Annotated in this window: 20 protein-coding genes; 8 read left to right on the top strand and 12 right to left on the bottom strand. The window is 73.3% G+C overall.

Translation table 11 applies throughout. The features are described 5' to 3' along the window. Positions 1–60 precede the first annotated feature (60 nt). The 5 genes from OG994_RS08550 to OG994_RS08530 form a co-directional block, all read right to left on the bottom strand. A complete protein-coding gene (locus tag OG994_RS08550; protein WP_120330819.1) occupies positions 61–420 on the bottom strand; it encodes a YciI family protein in 360 nt (119 codons plus the stop codon). Positions 421–580: 160 nt separating this feature from the next. Continuing rightward, positions 581–1642, bottom strand: coding sequence for a biotin synthase BioB (gene bioB, locus OG994_RS08545; RefSeq protein ID WP_120330818.1), 1062 nt, complete (start codon positions 1640–1642; stop codon positions 581–583). A 180-nt stretch (positions 1643–1822) separates the two neighbouring features. After that, the gene (locus OG994_RS08540) at positions 1823–3415 is read right to left on the bottom strand and encodes a beta-N-acetylhexosaminidase (protein ID WP_328852754.1); all 1593 of its coding nucleotides are present in this window, start codon (positions 3413–3415) and stop codon (positions 1823–1825) included. A gap of 85 nt (positions 3416–3500) precedes the next feature. Further along, positions 3501–4085, bottom strand: coding sequence for a GNAT family N-acetyltransferase (locus tag OG994_RS08535; RefSeq protein ID WP_328852753.1), 585 nt, complete (start codon positions 4083–4085; stop codon positions 3501–3503). A gap of 28 nt (positions 4086–4113) precedes the next feature. Then, complete coding sequence (locus OG994_RS08530; protein WP_328852752.1) at positions 4114–4845, bottom strand: class I SAM-dependent methyltransferase; 732 nt, start codon at positions 4843–4845, stop codon at positions 4114–4116. Positions 4846–5007: 162 nt separating this feature from the next. Between OG994_RS08530 and OG994_RS08525 the strand changes: the two genes are divergently transcribed. Together OG994_RS08525 and OG994_RS08520 are read left to right on the top strand one after the other, a co-directional pair. Beyond that, entirely contained in the window at positions 5008–6456 is a 1449-nt protein-coding gene (locus OG994_RS08525) for an OFA family MFS transporter (protein WP_328852751.1), read from the top strand. After that, positions 6453–6581 (top strand): MFS transporter small subunit, encoded by a 129-nt coding sequence (locus OG994_RS08520; protein ID WP_275670853.1) that lies wholly within the window; start codon positions 6453–6455, stop codon positions 6579–6581. The genes OG994_RS08525 and OG994_RS08520 overlap by 4 nt, the downstream gene beginning before the upstream one ends. Before the next feature lie 34 nt (positions 6582–6615). Here the strand turns inward: OG994_RS08520 and OG994_RS08515 are convergent, their stop codons facing one another. Further along, on the bottom strand, positions 6616–7344 hold the full coding sequence (locus OG994_RS08515; protein ID WP_120330814.1) for an SDR family NAD(P)-dependent oxidoreductase: 729 nt from the start codon (positions 7342–7344) through the stop codon (positions 6616–6618). 192 nt (positions 7345–7536) lie between these two features. Here OG994_RS08515 and OG994_RS08510 point away from each other — a divergent pair, with 192 nt between their 5' ends. Together OG994_RS08510 and OG994_RS08505 are read left to right on the top strand one after the other, a co-directional pair. After that, positions 7537–7992: a peroxiredoxin gene (locus tag OG994_RS08510; RefSeq protein WP_407942573.1), complete on the top strand. Its 456-nt coding sequence runs from the start codon at positions 7537–7539 to the stop codon at positions 7990–7992. A gap of 72 nt (positions 7993–8064) precedes the next feature. Continuing rightward, positions 8065–8760: a hypothetical protein gene (locus OG994_RS08505; protein ID WP_120330813.1), complete on the top strand. Its 696-nt coding sequence runs from the start codon at positions 8065–8067 to the stop codon at positions 8758–8760. Between the two features lie 217 nt (positions 8761–8977). Here OG994_RS08505 and OG994_RS08500 read toward each other — a convergent pair whose 3' ends face one another. The 3 genes from OG994_RS08500 to OG994_RS08490 all read right to left on the bottom strand — a co-directional run bounded on the left by OG994_RS08500 (position 8978) and on the right by OG994_RS08490 (position 12526). Continuing rightward, a complete protein-coding gene (locus tag OG994_RS08500; RefSeq protein WP_328852750.1) occupies positions 8978–10015 on the bottom strand; it encodes an NAD(P)H-dependent flavin oxidoreductase in 1038 nt (345 codons plus the stop codon). An 81-nt stretch (positions 10016–10096) separates the two neighbouring features. Further along, the gene (cydB, locus tag OG994_RS08495; RefSeq protein ID WP_120330812.1) at positions 10097–11095 is read right to left on the bottom strand and encodes a cytochrome d ubiquinol oxidase subunit II; all 999 of its coding nucleotides are present in this window, start codon (positions 11093–11095) and stop codon (positions 10097–10099) included. Positions 11096–11110: 15 nt separating this feature from the next. Beyond that, positions 11111–12526, bottom strand: coding sequence for a cytochrome ubiquinol oxidase subunit I (locus tag OG994_RS08490; protein WP_192902252.1), 1416 nt, complete (start codon positions 12524–12526; stop codon positions 11111–11113). A gap of 196 nt (positions 12527–12722) precedes the next feature. Between OG994_RS08490 and OG994_RS08485 the strand changes: the two genes are divergently transcribed. After that, positions 12723–13502: a lysophospholipid acyltransferase family protein gene (locus tag OG994_RS08485; protein WP_328852749.1), complete on the top strand. Its 780-nt coding sequence runs from the start codon at positions 12723–12725 to the stop codon at positions 13500–13502. Positions 13503–14497: 995 nt separating this feature from the next. On the opposite strand, the gene OG994_RS08480 is transcribed toward OG994_RS08485, so the two are convergent. Together OG994_RS08480 and OG994_RS08475 are read right to left on the bottom strand one after the other, a co-directional pair. Continuing rightward, a complete protein-coding gene (locus OG994_RS08480; protein WP_328852748.1) occupies positions 14498–14866 on the bottom strand; it encodes a DUF4180 domain-containing protein in 369 nt (122 codons plus the stop codon). Further along, positions 14859–15314 carry a helix-turn-helix domain-containing protein gene (locus tag OG994_RS08475; protein ID WP_328852747.1) on the bottom strand — a complete coding sequence of 152 codons (456 nt, stop codon included), beginning with the start codon at positions 15312–15314 and terminating at the stop codon, positions 14859–14861. Before OG994_RS08475 ends, OG994_RS08480 begins: the two co-directional genes overlap by 8 nt. A gap of 99 nt (positions 15315–15413) precedes the next feature. On the opposite strand from OG994_RS08475, the gene OG994_RS08470 reads away from it, so the two are divergent. The 3 genes from OG994_RS08470 to OG994_RS08460 all read left to right on the top strand — a co-directional run bounded on the left by OG994_RS08470 (position 15414) and on the right by OG994_RS08460 (position 18377). After that, positions 15414–16181, top strand: coding sequence for a glycerophosphodiester phosphodiesterase family protein (locus OG994_RS08470; RefSeq protein WP_328852746.1), 768 nt, complete (start codon positions 15414–15416; stop codon positions 16179–16181). Positions 16182–16198: 17 nt separating this feature from the next. Then, entirely contained in the window at positions 16199–17590 is a 1392-nt protein-coding gene (locus tag OG994_RS08465; RefSeq protein ID WP_328852745.1) for an MFS transporter, read from the top strand. A gap of 76 nt (positions 17591–17666) precedes the next feature. Next, the gene (locus OG994_RS08460) at positions 17667–18377 is read left to right on the top strand and encodes a thymidine kinase (protein WP_406104081.1); all 711 of its coding nucleotides are present in this window, start codon (positions 17667–17669) and stop codon (positions 18375–18377) included. 34 nt (positions 18378–18411) lie between these two features. Here the strand turns inward: OG994_RS08460 and OG994_RS08455 are convergent, their stop codons facing one another. Then, the gene (locus OG994_RS08455) at positions 18412–18822 is read right to left on the bottom strand and encodes an Rv0361 family membrane protein (RefSeq protein ID WP_120330804.1); all 411 of its coding nucleotides are present in this window, start codon (positions 18820–18822) and stop codon (positions 18412–18414) included. Positions 18823–18920 lie beyond the last annotated feature (98 nt).

The raw sequence follows: 18920 nt of genomic DNA, 5'->3' as shown, positions 1-18920 counted from the left end.
CCGCGAAGCGCCATCGGCGCACCACAGCAGCGGGCGGCGGCCAGGACGACGGCGCAGCCGCTAGGCGAAGTCCTCCATCTCCGCGACCCGGCGGACCTCGATCTCGACGTGGTCGAACAGCGCGCCAAAGCGGGTGGCCCATTCGACGGCCTCGGCCTGGTCGCGGACCTGGAGGATGGCGAACCCGGCGATGACCTCCTTGGCCTCGGCGAACGGGCCGTCGACGACGGTCGCCTTGCCGTCCCTGGAGGTGATCTTCGCGGCGCCCTCGGTGGTCGGGCGCAGGCCCTCGCCGTCGAGCAGGACGCCGGCCTTGTTCGCCTCCTCGAGGAAGGCGCCCATCCGGCCGATGAACTCGGGGGTCGGCGCCCAGGCGGCCGGGTCCTTGTCGTCCAGCTTGTGCATCAGCATGTAGCGCATGTCGGTGTCCCTCTGACGTGGTGGCCGACTCCGTGCCGGCCCTCATCAACGCGTCGAACGGTCGGCGCGGTTTTCGACACCGCGTTCCACGATTTTTTGGCGCGTGTCGGCCTGACGGTAGCGGGCGCGTCCGCCCTGGGGCGCGTGCCGCGCGGCGGGGTCAGGCGTTGGGGGCGATCGGGGTGCCCGCGCCGCGGCGGCGGAGCCGGACGAGGTCGCGGCGGTGCGCGGGCAGGGTGGGTTCGCCGGCGCCTTCGACGACGTAGCCGGCGTCGGCGATCATGTCCAGGTCGGCCCGGCCGGCCTGTCCCTCGCTGGTGAGGTAGTCGCCGAGGAACATCGAGTTGGCGATGTGCAGCGCCAGGGGCTGCAGCGACCGCAGGTGGATCTCCCGCCCACCGGCGATCCGTACCTCCACGTCCGGGAAGACGAACCGCACCATGGCGAGAATGCGCAGGCACCGCTGCGGGGTGAGGTCCCACCTGCCGGCCAGCGGGGTGCCGTCGAACGGGATGAGGAAGTTGACCGGCACCGAGTCGGGGTCCAGAGCGCGCAGGGCGAAGGCCACGTCGACCAGCTCGTCGTCGGACTCCCCCATGCCGGCGATGAGGCCGGAGCAGGGTGAGAGGCCGGCGTTCCTCGCCTGGTCGACGGTCTGGACGCGGTCGGTGAAGCCGTGGGTGGTGCAGATGTCGCCGTAGCGGCTCTCGGCGGTGTTGAGGTTGTGGTTGTAGGCGTCGGCGCCGGCGGTGTGGAGGCGTTCGGCCTGACCCTGACGCAGGAGGCCGAGACAGGCGCACACCTCGACGTCGGGGTGCTGGGCGCGGATGGCGCCGATGGTGTCGGCGACCCGGTCGATGTCGCGGTCGGTGGGGCCGCGCCCGCTGGCGACCAGGCAGACCCGCGTGGCTCCGGCGGCGATGCCGGCGGACGCGGCGTCGGCCGCCTGGTCGGGTTTGAGCCACGTGTACGACAGCACGCCGGTGTCGGCGCCGAGCCGCTGGGAGCAGTAGCCGCAGTCCTCGGGGCACCGCCCGCTCTTCAGGTTGACCAGGTAGTTGAGCTTCACCCGTCGGCCGAAGTGGCGGTGCCGTACGCGGGCCGCGGCGGCGACGACGTCGAGCAGGTCGTCGTCGCCGGTGGCGAGGATCGCGCGCGCTTGCGCGGGTGTCGCCGGTTCGGCGCGGAGTCCCTGGTCGACGAGGCTGTCGAGGAGTGCCATGAGGACGATGGTGGCCGGTGCGGATCAGGGAGACGAGGGGGTCGGCCGACGAAGAAGGTCGCGGGTTTTTTGGAGGATTCCGACAAGTCTGCTTGTGAGTTCTCGTCATGTGCCCGTAGGCGAGCGGGTCGGGCGGCGGTGTCGGGGCCGGGCGGGCCCGGCCCCGACACGGTCAGCCGGTCACTGCCAGGGCACCTGGGGTGAGGCGTGGAAGTCGACGTCCTGCAGGCGCCAGCGGGGGGCCTGCGCGCCCAGGCGGGTGCGGAAGGACTCCCAGTCGTGGCTGGTCGCCGGTGACCAGCCGAGTTCGGCGATGGCGGGTAGGCGTGGGAAGGCCATGTACTCGATGTCGTCGAGGGTGCGCAGGGTCTCCGACCACAGGGGCGCCTCGACGCCGAGCACGGCGCTCTCCCCCACGCCGGTGACGCGTTGGGCGGGGTTCCAGTCGTAGGCGTCGCGGACCTCGATGTAGGCGGCCCAGGAGAGGCCGAGCCGGGTGGTGGGGTCGTACTTCATGTCGAGGTACGCCTTGTTGGCCGGCGACATGACGATCTTGTTGCCTCGGGCGGCGGCTTCGGCGACGTCGGCGTTGGTGGTGCCGGTGCCCCAGAACTGGGCGACGGCGTCGGTGGGCGGGTCGACCTTGGTGATCTCGTTCCAGCCGAACGGGCGCTTGCCGTACTTGGTGACCAGCGGCAGGACGCGGTGCATGAACGTGCGGTAGTCCTCGTCGGTGGTGGCGTGGGCCTCGTCGCCGCCGATGTGCAGGTAGGGGCCGGGGGTGATCTCGGCGACCTCGCGGATGACGTCCTCCACGAAGCGGTACGTGAGGTCGTCGTGGATGCACAGGGAGCTGTAGCCCACGGCGATGTCGGTGCGCGGTGGCGGGGCGACGCCGTCGCAGTTGAGTTCGGCGTACGTGGACTGGGCGGCGTTGGTGTGGCCGGGCATGTCGATCTCGGGGACGATCGTGATGTTGCGGGCGGCGGCGTAGCGGACGACGGCCGTGTAGTCGGCCTTGGTGAGGTATCCGGGGCCGACGCCGTCGACGCCGGTGCCGGGGCCGCCGCCGACGGTGGTCAGGCGCGGCCAGGAGTCGATCTGGATGCGCCATCCCTGGTCGTCGGTCAGGTGCAGGTGCAGGTAGTTGATTTTGTACTGGCTGAGCAGGTCGACGTAAGCGGTGATCTCGTCGACGGTGTGGAAGTGCCGGGCGAGGTCGAGCATGGCGCCGCGGTAGGCGAAGCGCGGGTAGTCGACGATGCGTCCGCCGGGGACGGTCCAGCGGGTGCGCTGCCGTTCGGACGCCTCGATCTGGGCGGGGAGCAGTTGGCGCAGCGTCTGGGTGCCGGCGAAGAGGCCGGCGGCTGTGTTGGCGCGGATGGTCACCCGGTGGCGGGTGACGTCGAGCTGGTAGCCCTCCTGGCCGATGCGGGGGTCGGCGCCGCCGAGGAGCAGGGCGATCTCGGGCAGGGGTGTGGCGCGGACGGGCAGCACGGGCAGCGGGTAGCCGGTGGCGGGGCGCAGGGTGTCGGCGAGCTGGCGGCCGACCCGCCAGGCGGCGGTGGAGCCGGGTGCGGTGCGGATGACGGTGAGGGGGCCGAGGGTGAAGGTGGCCCGGTCGTCGGGGTGGGTCTCGACGGGGGCGGGGATGACGTCGTCGAGGTGGCGGGCCGGTGCCGGGGCGGCGGTGGCGGGGGCTGTGGTGAGGGTGATCGGGAGGGCGAGGGCGGTGGTGGCGAGGAGTCGGGTGAGGATGTGGCGGCGACGCACGGATACCTCCAGGCGGTCGTCCTGATCGGTCGTTGTCGATCAGTTCCGCACGCTACCCGGCCCTCGACCGCACTGTAAACAGTCTTTATCGATGTGTGGGGGTGTCGGTGGCGAGGCGGGCGTGCAGGTGCATGTCGTGCCAGCCGTCGGCGTGCCGGCCCTCGCCGCGTTTGGTGCCCTCGGCGGCGAAACCGGCCCGCCGGGCCACACGGCAGGAGGCGGTGTTGGCCGTGGAGTGGGCCAGTTCGATCCGGTGCAGGCCGAGGGTGGTGAAGCACCAGCCGGCGAGCGCGGTGAGGGCGCGGGGGGCGACGCCGCGGCCGCGGGCGGCCGGCAGGACCCAGTACGACACCTCGGCGAGGCCGTCGGCCAGGTGCAGGCGACGCAGGCTGATCTGGCCGAGCACCCCGGTGTCGTCGACGATGGCCCAGCCGGCGCCGCTCTCCTGCCGCCACCGGCGCGGCCAGTCGTCGATCCAGGCGCGGGCCTCGTCGTCGGTCATGGCGCGGCAGTGCCAGTGACGGATGGCGGGGTCGGCGTAGCCGGCGAGCACCGCCGGCCGGTCGTCGGGCCGCCAGGGCCGCAGGTGTACGCCGTCGGCGTCGAGGTCCGGTTGGTGCAGGCGGGCCATCGTGCCGGGCGCCACGGCGGGCGCGACGGTCAGCGGCATGAGGCGATTGTGGCAGCCGAGTGCGGGGTCACGGCCGGCGGGCCAGCACGAGGGTGGTGCGCAGCCGCAGGACGATGGCGCCGCCGAAGCTGTCGACGAGGGAGCCGATGGCGGCGAGGGCGCGGGTCTGTTCGTCGGGGGTGTGCTGGCGGAACGGGCCGAAGGTCCGCACGAGGTCGAGGTAGCGGCCGGTGGTCAGGGTGAGGTCCGCATCGACGGTCTCGGCGTGGACGTCGGTGAACAGGCCGCTGGCGGTGATGTCGAGGTGGAACCAGCCGGCGGGGCGGTCGGTGACGTCGGGGTCGATGGCGCGCAGGGCGGTGTGGATGGCGCGGGACTGGGCGGCGTCGGCGTAGCCGTAGGTGTGGGCGAACACCGCGAGGGTGCCGCCGGGGGTGAGCGCGTCGTGGGCGCGCCGGTTGCGGGTGGCGGGGTCGAGCCAGTGCCAGGCCAGGGCGGCGGCGATCAGGGGTACGCCGCCGGTGGGCGGCTCCCACTGCTCGAACGTCTCGGTGCGTACGGTCACCTGCGGCAGGTTGGCGGCGAGCCGGGCGGCCATGCGGGGGTCCGGTTCCAGACAGGTGACCGGCGCGCCGAGGCGCAGCAGCACGCTCGTGCCCTTGCCGGTGCCGGCGCCGATCTCGACGACCTGCGCCGGGGTGGTGCCGTGGTAGTCGCGGATGGCCTCGGCGACGCCGGCGGGGTAGCCGGGGCGTACGTCGTCGTAGGTGTCGGCGACCTCACCGAAGACCAGGCTCACGCCGCCATCCTGGCACGGTGTGGACCGCCGGTCGACCGGCGCGCGGGTCGACCGTTCGGCTCACCGCAGCGACCGTCCGGCGATGATCGGGTTTCCGACGGACGGCCGGGAGGGGGAAGAAGGGTGGAGGCACCCGTCCCCCTTCCGAAAGGACGCACCGGCATGCTGTCCGCACTCGACCGTCGGCACACCGTCGCGCCGCCGGGGTACAGCCGGTGGCTGATCCCGCCGGCGGCGTTGGCGATCCACCTCTGCATCGGGCAGGTCTACGCGACCAGCGTCTACAAGAACTCCCTGATCGCCCACTTCGACACGAGCCAGACGGCGATCGGTGTCATCTTCAGCATCGCGATCGTGATGCTGGGTCTGTCGGCCGCCGTGGCGGGCACGTGGGTGGAGGCGAACGGGCCGCGGAAGGCCATGTTCGTGTCGGCGTGCTTCTGGGCGGCCGGGTTCCTGGTCGGAGCCGTGGGCATCGCCACCGGCCAGTTGTGGCTGCTGTACCTGGGGTACGGGCTGCTGGGCGGCATCGGCCTGGGGATCGGCTACATCTCCCCCGTCTCCACGCTCATCAAGTGGTTCCCGGACCGGCCGGGGCTGGCCACCGGGCTGGCGATCATGGGCTTCGGGGGCGGGGCGATGGTGGCCTCTCCCCTGTCGCGGCAGTTGCTGTCGCTGTACGACGCGGGGTACGACCCGGCGGACGCCGGCTCGACGGCGTCCGGCGCGGCGCTGGTGTGGTTGTTCGTGACGCTCGGCGTCGGCTACTTCCTCGTCATGATGTTCGGGGTGGTCAACGTGCGGGTGCCGGGGCCGGGGTGGCGGCCGGCCGGGTTCGACCCGGCGCGGGTGGCGGCGAAGCCGCTGGTCACCACGGCGAACGTGTCGGCGTCGAACGCGCTGCGAACCCGGTCGTTCTGGCTGCTGTGGGTGGTGCTGTTCTGCAACGTGACCGCCGGCATCGGGATCCTCGAACAGGCCAGCCCGATGATCCAGGACTTCTTCCGCGACGGCGGCGTGTCGTCGGTGTCGGTGGCGGCCGCGGGCGGGTTCGTGGGCCTGCTGTCGCTGTTCAACATGGCCGGCCGGTTCGCGTGGTCGTCCACATCGGACGTGATCGGGCGTAAGCCGATCTACCTGGTGTACCTGGGCGTGGGCATGGTGCTGTACGCGCTGCTGGCGCTGGTCGGGCACGCGGCCACGGCGTTGTTCGTGCTGCTGGCGTGCGTGATCCTGTCGTTCTACGGTGGCGGGTTCGCGACCGTGCCGGCGTACCTGCGGGACCTGTTCGGCACGTACCAGGTGGGCGCGATCCACGGGCGGCTGCTGACGGCCTGGTCGGCGGCCGGTGTGGCCGGGCCGCTGATCGTCAACGGGTTCCTCGACGCGCAGGGCGAGCCGGGGACGCTGACGGCCGCGGCGTACCGGCCGGCGCTGTTCACGATGGTCGCCGTGCTGGCGGTGGGTTTCGTCGCCAACTTGCTGATCCGCCCGGTGCCGCAGCGCTACCACGAGCCGGCGCGGACCGTGGATCCGGACACGACGGATCTGGACGGGGCGGATCCGGGTGCGACGCGGACGGAAACGGTGGAGAGGAGCGGGACGCGATGAACGACGAGGTGCGACCGCGCGGGCAGCGGGCCCGCCTGTGGGTCTCGTGGCTGGTCGTGTCGGTGCTGCTGGGCTACGGGGTGGCGCAGACGGCGGTCACGGCGGCGAAGCTGTTCACCAGTTGACGCGCGCCGGCCGGCCCCGGCATTCCCCGGGCCGCTACAGGCCGCCGGCGACGCGCAGCACCGCTCCCGTGGTGTACGAGGCGTCGGGGCCGAGCAGCCAGGCAATGGCGCCCGCGACCTCGTCGGGCTCGCCCGCGCGGCCCAGCGGGATGCGGCCGGCGGCCGTGTCGGGGCGGTCGGGCCTGCCGGAGACGGCGTGGATGTCGGTGCGGATGATGCCCGGGGCGACCCCGTTGACGCGGATGCCGCGCGGCGCGAGCTCCTTCGACAGCCCGACGGTGAGGGTGTCGGTGGCGGCCTTCACGGCGGCGTAGTGGATGTACTCACCGGGGCTGCCGAGCGTCGCCGCGGCCGAGGAGACGTTGACGATCGCCCCGCCGGCGTCCATGCGGCGCGCGGCCTGCTGCGCGCAGAGGACGTACCCGATGAGGTTGACGTCGACGACGCGGCGCAGGTCGGCGACGTCGAGGTCGACGAAGGGGCCGATGGGGCTGGTGACGCCGGCGTTGTTGACCAGGCCGGTGATCGGGCCGAGGTCGGCGGCGGCGTCGAACAGGGCGGCGACCTGGTCGGGGTCGGTGGTGTCGGCGGGCACGGCGACGCCGCGGCGGCCGGCGGCGCGGATGTCGGCGAGGACGGCGGCCGCGGCGTCGTGGTCGCGGCGGTAGGCGAAGGCGACGTCGTGGCCGGCCTGGGCGAGCCGGCGGGCGGTGGCGGCGCCGATGCCACGGCTGCCGCCCGTGATGACCGTAAGCGGGTTCAACGCACCTCTCCCCTGCCCTCGCTGCTGGCCGCGACGTTACCGCGACCGCCACGCCCAGTCAGGGAGGCGAAGATCACATGCCCCCGGGGCGGGCTGGGCGGGGCCGGACGGCGAAGGTGGCCGAGGAGGGCGGGGCGGTGTGGGGCTGATCCTCTAGGCTCGCCGCGCGTCGATGTCGAGGGGTGAGGTGCGGTGCTGGGTGTCGGGGACGTGGTGGAGGACTTCGCGCTGCCGGACCAGACGGGCGCGGTGCGGCGGCTGTCGGAGTTCCTGGCGGCGGGGCCGGTCGTGCTGTTCTTCTACCCGGCCGCGATGACACGGGGCTGCACGGCGGAGAGCTGCCACTTCCGGGACCTGGCGGCGGAGTTCGCGGCCGTCGGGGCGCAGCGGGTGGGGATCAGCCGGGATCCGGTGGCGCGGCAGGCCGAGTTCGCCCGGCTGCACGGGTTCGACTATCCGCTGCTTTCGGACCCGGACGGTGCGGTGGCCGACCGGTTCGGGGTGCGGCGGCGACTGCCGTTGGGGCCGTTGAGCACCCGACGGGTGACGTTCGTGATCGGCGCCGACGGGCGGGTGATCGAGGTGGTCCACAGTGAGGTCAGCATGACCGCGCACGCCGACCGCGCGTTGCGGGCGCTGGGTGGGTGATCCCGCCGCGGCGGTGTCGCAGCCGGCTGGTATCAAGGCAGGAATCAAACAGGTGTACGGAAGAGGTTGCTGATGGGTGCCGCTGGCCAGGGGCTGTCCGATGACGACGTCCACACGATCCGGGAGGCGTTGGCGGCGGGCCGCAAGCCGAAGGTCGTGTTCACCGCCGCGGCCGGGCAGATCGCCGGGCAGGTCGGTCAGGTGGTGGAGCTGACCGACCCGGCCGGTTCCGACGAGTTCGTGGTGGTGCGGTTCGGGCGCGACGAGCTGCCCTTCTCCCCCGCCGACGTGGCCATCGCCCCACGCGGCGCGGGACGCCGGGCGGCGGAGCCGCAGCCCGAGCCGCGACCGGAGCCCCCGGCCACGCCGGCGGAGCCGGAGTTCGTACTGGACCGGGTGCCGGCACCGCGCCCGGCGCCCCGGGAGGAGTCGAAGGTGGAGACGGAGGAGACGGCCAAGCCGGCACGCCGGGCGGCGAAGGCGACCAAGCCGAAGGGGCCGGCCGGCCTGACGGTCACGCTGGCGTACGCGGACGGCGAGTGGACGGTCGCCGCGCAGCAGGGCAGCAAGGCTCTCGCCAAGCCGTACGTGGTGAAGCCGGCGGAGGCGTTGAAGATGGTGGCGCTCGTGGACGTGCCCGGAGTGCACGAGGCGGTGGAGCAGATCCTCGCCGCCGAGCGGGCCGAGGCGGAGCGCCAGGCGGAGAAACTGCGCGCCGAGCTGGCCGAGATCGAGGCGCGGCTCGCGGAGCTGCGCGAGGCGAGCTGAGGACGCCGACAACGCGCCCGGGCAGGGAGGGGCGCGACGGGCGACGGTCGGGCCGCGCACCGGGAAGCGGGCGGCGTGACCGTAGCGCGGCACGGGCGGAGCGGCTCCCGGCCCGCGCCGCTCCGGCCGTGGCCGGCCGGGCGCTGCTCGCAACCGTGACCGCTGTGGCGCTGAACCGGGACGGCGGTGTCGGAGGACTCGGCCCGTCCGGGCCTGGTCAGAGTGGCGCGGTCAGTCGGTCGACCACGGCGGACGCCGGGCCGGTGGTGGCCTGCCGGTAGCCGGTGCCCGCCCACAGGTGCACCCGGTCCGGGTGCCCGGCCGCGGCGGCGGCCGCGCGCAGCGGCCGGGTCAGGTGGTGCAGCTCCGGGTAGCCGAGCGGCGCCACCGGCTCGTACCGGTCGATGAAGGCGTTGCGCAGACCCCGCGCGGGACGGCCGGTGAAGGCGCGGGTGAGCACCGTGGCGGTGCGCGCCGGGTCGGCCAGCGCGTCACGGTGGGTGCGGCTCGCGCCGCTCTCGTCGGTGCACAGCAGCAGCGTGCCGACCGCCACCGCGCACGCGCCGGCGGCGAGCAGGTCCCGCACGTCGTCGGGGCCGGCGACCCCGCCCGCGGCCACCACGGGCAGGCCGGTCGCGCCGACCACGTCGCGCACCAGCGTACGGGTGGACACCGGCGGGGCCGGCCGGCGCGGAGTGTGGGTGCCGCTGTGGCCGCCCGCCTCGGTGCCCTGGGCGACCAGCGCGTCGACGCCCAGGTCCTGGGCGGCGCGCGCCTCGTCCACGCAGGTCACGGTGACCAGCACCCGGGAGCCGGCGCGCCGCAACGCGGCCAGGGCCGCCGGGTCGGGCAGCCCGAACGTGAGGCTGACGACCGGCACCGGGTCCCGGACCAGCAGGTCGAGCTTGTCGGCCCAGTGGTCGTCGTCGTGCACGAGCGGCGCCCCGGCCAGGTCGAGCCCGTACGGCTCGCCCTCCGCGGCGATCTGCCGGGCGTAGCGGCGGAAGGCCGCCTCGTCGATCTCCCGCGGGCCGGGGACGAACAGGTTCACCCCGCACGGTGTGCCGGTGGCGCGCAGCGCGGCCAGGTCGGCGGCGAGCGCGTCGGGGGTCCGGTAGCCGGCGGGGACGAACCCGAACCCGCCGGCCGCCGTGACGGCCCGTACGAGGTCGGGGGTGCTGGCGCCGCCGGCCATCGGCGCGCCGACGATCGGCGACGGGCTGCCGAGCAGGTCGCTCCACGGTTGCGCGGTCACCGGTCCACCCTACGGCCGGCGGGTGGCCCGCGCTCCGGCCGCCGGCGGGGCGGGCCCCCCGCCGGCGGCCGGGCGCGGTGGTCAGTGCTGCGGGATGTGCGCCACGCCGATGCGCTTGCGGAACACCCAGTACGTCCAGCCCTGGTAGGCCAGCACGATCGGCGTGAACACCACCGCCACCCAGCTCATGATCTTCAGCGTGTAGGGGGTGGAGGCGGCGTTCGTGGCGGTCAGCGTGCCCGCCGGGTCCAGGGTGGAGGGCAGCACGGCGGGGAACAGCGCCGCGAACAGGGTCGCCACGGCCAGGCCGATGGCCACGGCCGTGCCCGTGAACGCCCAGCCCTCCCGGCGTACGCGGGCGGCGGCGAGACCGGCGAGCAGCGCGACCGCCGCCCCGGCGGCGAGCGCGACGGCGGCCGTGCTGGAGCGGATGCCCAGCGTCCAGGCGAGGAACACCACGGCGAGGACGGCGGCGACGGCGCCCACGCGCACCGCGAGCGCGCCGGCGCGCTCGCGGATCTCGCCGACGGTCTTCAGCGCGATGAACACCGCCCCGTGGGTGAGGAACAGCGCCGCGGTGGTCACGCCGCCGAGCAGGGCGTACGGGTTGAGCAGGTCGAGCAGGCCGCCGGCGTACTCGTGGTCGCCGGTGAGCGGCACACCCCGCAGGATGTTGGCGAACGCGACCCCCCAGAGCACGGCCGGCACCAGCGAACCGAAGAAGATCGCCGCGTCCCAGCGCCGCTTCCAGGACGGTTCGGGGCGCTTGTGCCGGTACTCGAACGCCACCCCGCGGGCGATGAGGGCCAGCAGGATCAGCAGCAGCGGCAGGTAGAAGCCGGAGAAGAGGGTGGCGTACCACTCGGGGAAGGCGGCGAACATGGCGCCGCCGGCGGTGATCAGCCACACCTCGTTGCCGTCCCAGACGGGGCCGATCGTGTTGATGAGGACGCGACGTTCCCGGTCGTCGCGGCCGAGCACGGGCAGCAGCATCCCGACGCCGAAGTCGAAGCCCTCCAGGATGAAGTAGCCGGTGAAGAGGACGGCGACGAGCAGGAACCAGATGGTGGTGAGCTCCACGGTGCGCTCCGGAGGTCAGTAGGCGAACGCGAGCGGGCGCTCGGCGTCGTCGTGGCTGTCGTCGATCTCGGGTTGCTCGGTGACGTCGGGCACGCCGGCCTTCGCGTACCGGATGAGCAGCCGGAACTCGATCACGGCGAGGGTGGCGTAGATCAGGGTGAACGCGGTGAACGAGGTGAGGACCTCGGTCAGCGACACGCTGCGGGAGACGCCGTTGCGGGTGAGCATCTCGCCGAAGACGATCCACGGCTGCCGGCCCATCTCCGTGAAGATCCAGCCGAACGAGTTGGCGACCAGCGGCAGCAGCGGCATGACCAGGCCGGCGCGCAGCAGCCACTTGCTGCGCGGGGCGCGGCCCTTGCGGTGGGTCCAGAGCACGAGCAGGGCGATCGCCGCGGCCGCCAGCCCGAAGGCGATCATGAACCGGAAGCTCCAGTAGGTGACCGGGATGATCGGGGCGTAGTTGCCCGGGCCGTACTGGCTGGCGTACTGGGCCTGCAGGTCGTTGATGCCGTGCACGGTGCCGTTCGGGTCGCCGGTGCCCAGGTAGGACAGCAGGTACGGGATCTTGATGGCGAACAGCTCGCGGGTGCCGTCGAGGCTGCCGACGGTGAGCACGGAGAACGACGCGGGGCTCTCGGTGTTGTAGAGGCCCTCGGCGGCGGCCATCTTCATGGGCTGCACCTGGGTCATGATCTTGCCCTGGATGTCGCCGCTGATGACGACGGCCGCGGCGGCGACCAGGGTGACCCAGGAGCCGAACTTCGCGGCGAACCGGTAGGTGGGGGTCTCGGCGGAGTCGCGGTTGCGGATCAGGTGCCACATGGCGACGGCGACCAGCAGGGACCCGGCCACCAGGAACGCGCCGGCGATCGTGTGCGGGAAGGTGACCAGGGCGACCTTGTTGGTGAGCACGGCCACGAAGTCGGTCAGCTCGGCGCGGCCGGTGTCGGGGTTGACGCGGTAGCCGACCGGGTTCTGCATGAACGAGTTGGCGGCGAGGATGAAGTACGCCGACAGGTTGGTGCCGATGGCGGCGGCCCAGATGCTGGCCAGGTGCAGGCGCTTGGGCAGCCGGTCCCAGCCGAAGATCCACAGCCCGATGAAGGTGGATTCGAGGAAGAACGCGACGAGCGCCTCGATGGCGAGCGGGGCGCCGAAGATGTCGCCGACGAAGCGGGAGTAGTCGCTCCAGTTCATGCCGAACTGGAACTCCTGCACGATGCCGGTGACCACGCCCATCGCGAAGTTGATGAGGAAGAGCTTGCCGTAGAACTTGGTGAGCTTGAGGTAGCGCTCGTTGCCGGTGCGGTGCCACAGGGTCTGGAGGATGGCCACCAGCACCGACAGGCCGATCGTGAGCGGCACGAAGAGGAAGTGGTAGACGGTGGTGACACCGAACTGCCAGCGGGCGACGTCCAAGGCGTCCACCTGTAACCCCCAGCTGTTCATACTACGAGACGTAGTAAATACTACCGCCCGTCGTAGACGGATCGGCAGGGACAGGAGTCCCGAACCGCCCCGGGACCAATGACCTTGATCACCCAGGGCCGGACGGCCTTCCGGGCGCGGCGCGGACCGCCCTCGGCGCCGCGCCGGCCGAGCGCCGTGCGACCATTCACCGCTGATGGACACCGCCCACACCACCTGGCAGCCCCCGGCGATCTGGCGCACCGCCCAGTTGCTCGCCCGGGGCGTCGTGGCCGCCCTGGCCCGGCTGGAGGTCAGCGGGGAGGTGCCCGAGGCGCTGCGCCGCGGACCGCTGGTTCTGGCCGCCAACCACATCAGCCCCTTCGACCCGGTGGTGCTCACCGCCGCCTGCCGGGCCCGGGGCGTCGCCCCCCGGATCATGGCCACCGGCGGGCTGTTCCGCGCCCCGGTGATCGGTGCGCTCATGCGCCGGGCCGGACACATCCGCGTCGACCGGGGCACCGCCGCCGTCGGCCACGCCCTCGACGACGCCGCCGCCGCGGTCGCCGCCGGATCGGTGGTGCTGGTCTACCCCGAGGGCCGGATCGGCCTGGACCCGGGCATGTGGCCGGAACGCGGCAAGACCGGCGCGGCCCGGCTCGCCTTCGCCTGCGGCGCGCCCGTGATCCCCGTGGCGCAGTGGGGCTCACACGAGGTCGTGCCGTACCGCGCCCCGAAGGGGCTGCTCCGCGGGATCGCCCGGGCGCTGGTGCGCCGCCCCGTGATCCGGGTGCACTTCGGCGAGCCCGTCGACCTCACCGGCCTGGCCTCCGGCACACCCGGCGCCGCACGGCAGGCCACCGACCGGATCATCGACGCGATCACCGACGCGCTCGTCCCGCTGCGGCCGGACGAACCGGAACGCCCCCGCCACGTCGACCCCGGCCGCCCCGCGGACACCAGCCGCTCCCACCGCCGCCGGCCACCGCGACGCTGAGCGCGGGCGGCGTCGGCCGCCCGCCGAGAGGCCCTTCCGTCGAGGCGACCCCCGCGTGCCTCTCGCGCGACCTCCGCTCCCGCGCGATCCCCGTTCCCGCGCGATCTTCCTGCTCCCGCGCGATCCCTGCGGTCTCGCGCCTGCGCGACTCCTGCCGTCGAATCGGCTACGACATCACCTCCGAAGGATCCGACCACCACACTCGCGCCCCTTGGCGCACAGTCGAGCGACCAACGCGACAGCCCGGGTAGATCGCCTGCTCGCAGGAGCCACACATGTGCTCGTGTCCTGTCGAGCTGCCCCAGATATGGGGCATGCAGCGAGCGCCCCCGCGCAGAGGGACCTGGGAGCGCCAGATGGCTGGGGGGCGCCCTGCATCGCCGTGGGCGGTACGCGCCAGCGACGCCGCGACGCCGGGAGACACCGCGACGGCGGCGGGCGCCACGACGCCGGGAGACACCACGACGCCGGGAGACACCACGACGCCGGCGGGCGTCGCGACGCCGAGAGACGCCACGACTCCGGCGGGCGTCGCGACGCCGAGAGACACCGCGACGCCGGCGGGCGTCGCGACGCCGGGAGACGCCGCGATGCCGGGAGACGGCGCGTCGATCGGTGGATGTCGACTGCTGTTCGCGCCCGGAGCCTGTTCGCTCGTCACGCCCGTCGGCGTGAGTCGTTCACGGCATCAGCGCTACAGCGTCGTTGTTCCCGGCCCGCAGCCACGCCACTGGCCCGTCGCGGGAGTCCGGGACCGCCGACTTGTGCGACCCGGGGCCGTCAGGCTGTGTTGTGCGACCCCGGCGTCGGGCTCGTGTCGACCCCGGGAGGCCGTGTGCCCCAGATATGGGGCAGCTCGACAGCATCCGCGGGGCCTGTCTGGCCGCGCTGCCGGGTGGTCCGGTCGGGCACGGCCGGGCACCGGTCGGGCACGGCCGGGCACCGGTCGGGCACGGCCGGGCCGGATGGTCGTGGTCGACCCAGTTGCAGCCGCGTCAGTGGACGGCGGCCAGCCGGGCGTCGAGCGCCACCAGGTCGGGCACGAACCAGATGTGGTCGTGGCGGTTCGACTCGGCCACCAGCGCCCGCAACGCGCCGCTCGCCGCCAGGTGGGCGGAGATGTCACCCACGACCGCCAGCCGCAGGCGGTAGTTGACGAACTTCTGCATGATCTCCCCGGCGAAGCGGGTGCCCAGGGAGAAGAAGTCCGGGTCGAACCGTTGCGCCGGCACGGCGACCACCTCGGCGCCCGCGAAGGCCGCGCCGATCAGGTCGAGTGCCGCCTCGGTGGTGGCCAGCGGCGGCCCGGCCGGGTCGCACACGAGCACCGTCACCCCGGCCCGCTCCTGCAGCACGTCAGGCATGGCCGCCCTCCCCGGACAGCAGGCCGTTGCGGCCGGTCAGCACGGCGTCGAGCAGGCGCAGCAGGTCGGCTGTGCCGGCGGCGTCGCCCAGGATCACGAACTTCATGCGGTGGCGTTCCTCGTCGTGGACGGTCTGCACGCGCAGCGGGCGCGTCGGGTCGTGGTGGGTGTTGACGCCGGCCAGCACGAACGTGGCCAGACGGTCGGCCGCGGCCCGGTCGACGCCGTCGACCTGCACGATGCTCGACACCTCCAGCGCCGGCGCGGCGGCGGGCGGGACCGGCGTGGGCCGGCCGGTCAGCGCGTCGAGGTCGGCGCGGGCGATCCGGTACTGCTTGCCGATCCGCACCGCCCGCAGCCGGCCGCTGCGGATGTACCCGCGCACGGTGCGCACGTGCAGGCCGAGCAGCTCCGCCACCTGTTCCACCGAGTACATGTCATTACTCATCATTCCCTACGGTAGACCAGATAGGTAAGGATAGGGAAATTTGCCGGCGCGACGTCGGCCGGACACCACGGTGCCGCCCGCGCCCGGCATACTTCCGGCGTGCACCCCCGCCACCCCTACCTGGACGCGCCCGCGCCCCTGGCGTTCGCCCACCGCGGCGGCGCGGCCGACGGCGACGAGAACACCGCCGAGGCGTTCGCCCGCGCCATCGGGCTCGGCTACCGGTACGTCGAGACCGACGTGCACGCCACCGCCGACGGCGTGCCGGTGATCTTCCACGACCCCACCCTGGAGCGGGTCACCGGCGAACCGGGGCGCATCGCCGCGCTGCGCTGGGCGGACCTGGCGTCGGTACGCGTCGGCGGCGCCGCCGTGGTGCCCCGCCTCGACGAGGTCCTCACCGCCTGGCCCGAGGTCCGCTTCAACGTCGACGTCAAGGCCGACGCCGGCGTCGTCCCCACCGTCGAGACCGTCACCCGCACCGGCGCCGGTGACCGGGTGCTGCTCGCGTCGTTCAGCGACGCCCGGCTGGCCCGGCTTCGCGCCCTGGCCGGGCCGAAGGTCGCGAGCAGCCTCGGCATGCGCGGGGTGGCCCGGCTGCGCATGGCCTCCCTGCACGGGCGGCCGGTGCGGTTGCCGCCGTCGGTGGTCGCCGCCCAGGTCCCCGTGCGCTACGGGCGCATCCCCGTGGTCGACCGGCGGTTCCTCGCGTACTGCCACCGACTCGGCCTGCAGGTGCACGTCTGGACGATCGACGAACCCGCCGAGATGCACGAGTTACTTGATCTTGGGGTGGATGGCATCATGACCGATCACGTCGGCGTGCTGCGCGACGTCTACCGCAGCCGCGGCCACTGGGCCGCCTGACGAGCCGAGAGGACCCGATGGCCGAGACCGTGACCGGCACGGTGCACGACACCCCGCCCCCGGCCAGCACCCGGCGCGAACGCACCGGCTGGTACGTCTACGACTGGGCCAACTCGGCCTTCCAGACCACCGTGATCACGGTCTTCCTCGGGCCGTTCCTCACCTCGGTCACCGAGGTGGCCGCCGGCTGCGAACTCGGCGCGGACACCTGCGACGGCTACGTCCACCCGCTGGGCATCCGGGTGGCCGCCGGCTCGTACTACCCGTACCTGATCTCGCTGTCGGTGCTCCTCACCGTGTTCGTGCTGCCCGTGATGGGCGCCATCGCCGACCGGTCGCTGCACAAGAAGCGCCTGCTCGCGGGCGCCGCGTTCACCGGCGCCGCCGCGACCGTCGCGATGGCGTTCGTCACCGGCGACCGATACCTGCTCGGCGGGGCGCTCTTCCTGGTCGCCAACATCAGCTTCGGCGCCGCCATCGTGGTCTACAACTCCTTCCTGCCGCAGCTCGGCGGGCCGGACGAACGCGACGCCATCTCCAGCCGCGGCTGGGCCCTGGGCTACCTCGGCGGCGGCCTGCTGCTCGCGCTCAACCTGGTCGCCGTCACCCTCCTCAGCGAGGATGGCAACCCTCAGCGCACGCTGGACCTGGCCCGCTGGTCGATCGTCTCCGCCGGCGTCTGGTGGGCCCTGTTCACCCTCGTGCCGCTGCGCTGGCTGCGCGAGCACCCCACCAGGGCGGCCCTCACCGGCGGCGGCAACGTGCTCACCGACGGGTTCCGGCAGCTCGGCCGCACCCTGCGCGAGGTCAAGGCGTACCCGTTGACGCTGTTCTTCCTGCTCGCCTTCCTCGTCTACAACGACGGCATCCAGACCGTCATCACCCTCGCCAGCCAATACGGCACCGAGGAGCTGCGGCTGGAGCAGAGCACCCTCATCACCACGATCCTGCTCGTGCAGTTCCTCGCCTTCGGCGGGGCCCTGCTGCTCGGCGCGCTCGCCCGGCGCATCGGCGCGTGGAAGACCGTGCTGCTCAGCCTCGTGCTGTGGACCGTCGTCATCGTCGCCGCGTTCCGGCTGCCCGCCAAGGCGCCCCTGCCGTTCATGGTCCTCGGCGCCGCCATCGGCCTGGTCCTCGGCGGCAGCCAGGCGCTGAGCCGCTCGCTGTTCAGCCAGCTCATCCCGGCCGGCAAGGAGGGCGAGTACTACGGCTTCTACGAGATCAGCGACAAGGGCACGAGCTGGCTCGGCCCGCTGGCGTTCGGCCTGGTCTTCCAGCTCACCTCCTCCTACCGGGTCGGCCTGGTCTCGCTGCTGATCTTCTTCGTGGTCGGGTTCCTGCTGCTGCTGGCCGTACCGGTGCGCCGGGCCATCGTCGCGGCCGGCAACACCCCGCCGCGGGTGCTCTGAGCCCACCGCCGGGCCGGCCGGCGACCATGATCCGCCGCGGGGATCCGGGCCGGTCGATGCGTTAGGCTGCCCGACCGTGACCGACGACGCCGCTGCCGCACCCACCTGCCTGGCCCGCCCCCTCGCCGGGCCGGACGACGTCGGGTGCGCGGCGGCGCGCGGCGTCGACGGCCGGCCGCTGCACGCCGCCGCGCTGCGGTTCTTCTGGGGTCCGATGGACTGCGGGAAGTCCACGATGGCCCTGCAGATGAACTACAACCACGCCCGGCAGGGCCGCCGGGGCCTGGTCACCACCCGCATCGACCGGTCGCTCGGCCCGCAGGTCACCACCCGCATCGGCCTGTCCCACACGGCCATCGAGGTGACCGACGACCTCGACCTGCGGGCGCTCGTGCGCGGCCGGTGGGACGAGGGCGTCCGCGTCGACTACCTCATCTGCGACGAGGCCAGCTTCTACACCGTCGCCCACGTCGAGCAGATGGCCGAGCTGGTCGACAGCTACGACGTCGACGTGTACGCGTTCGGGCTGGCCACCGACTTCCGCTCCTGCCTGTTCCCCGCCGCGCAGCGGCTGTTCGAACTCGCCGACGAGGTGGCCCGCATCCAGGTCGAGGTGCTCTGCTGGTGTGGCCGGGAGGGCCTGCTCAACGCCCGCGTGGTCGACGGGCGGGTGGCCCGCGAGGGCGCGCAGGTCGTCATCGGCGACACCGTGGACACCGCCGAGGTGCGCTACCAGGTGCTCTGCCGGCGGCACTACCGCAGCGGCGACCTCGGCCCCCGCCGCTGACCGGCCCGCCACCGCGGACGGCGACGGTCGCGGCTCAGAAGGGGTCACCGCAGATCCGCCAGTCGCCGTCCTCCTGCACCACCGGCAGTTCGCGCTGCTCGGTGAGACCGCTGTCGCGGGTCAGCTCGACCGTCACCGTGCCGTGGGGGCGGCCGCCGCGCGTGGTCACCGACACGTCCACGATCTTGTAGTCCCGCACCTCCGGCGGGGTCTGCACCCAACTGGTGAAGCCGCCCTCGCTCCACTTCCGGCGCGCCTCGTCGCAGAGCCGGTCGTACGCGTCGTCGGTGTCGCCGAGGGTCACCTCCCGCAGGAACTCGTCCGCGGTCTCCCGCACCGGGCCGGCGGCCTGCGTGACCACCTGGAGGTTGCGCACGCCGAGCCCGGACACGCCCACGCAGCACAGCAGGACGCCGACACCGGCGAACACCATCCCCGTACGCATCGGACGACGCCGCCGGGCCGGCCGGCTCGACGACCGCCCCACCCCCACGCCCCGACCGTAGAGAACCGGGCCGGTCCGCGGGCGGCAAACGCCTCTGT

It is taken from the genome of Micromonospora globbae, from assembly GCF_036184225.1.
Classification (GTDB): domain Bacteria; phylum Actinomycetota; class Actinomycetes; order Mycobacteriales; family Micromonosporaceae; genus Micromonospora; species Micromonospora globbae.
The sequence above is the reverse complement of the archived record's forward strand: the minus strand, read 5'-3'. Positions and strand labels throughout refer to the sequence as shown.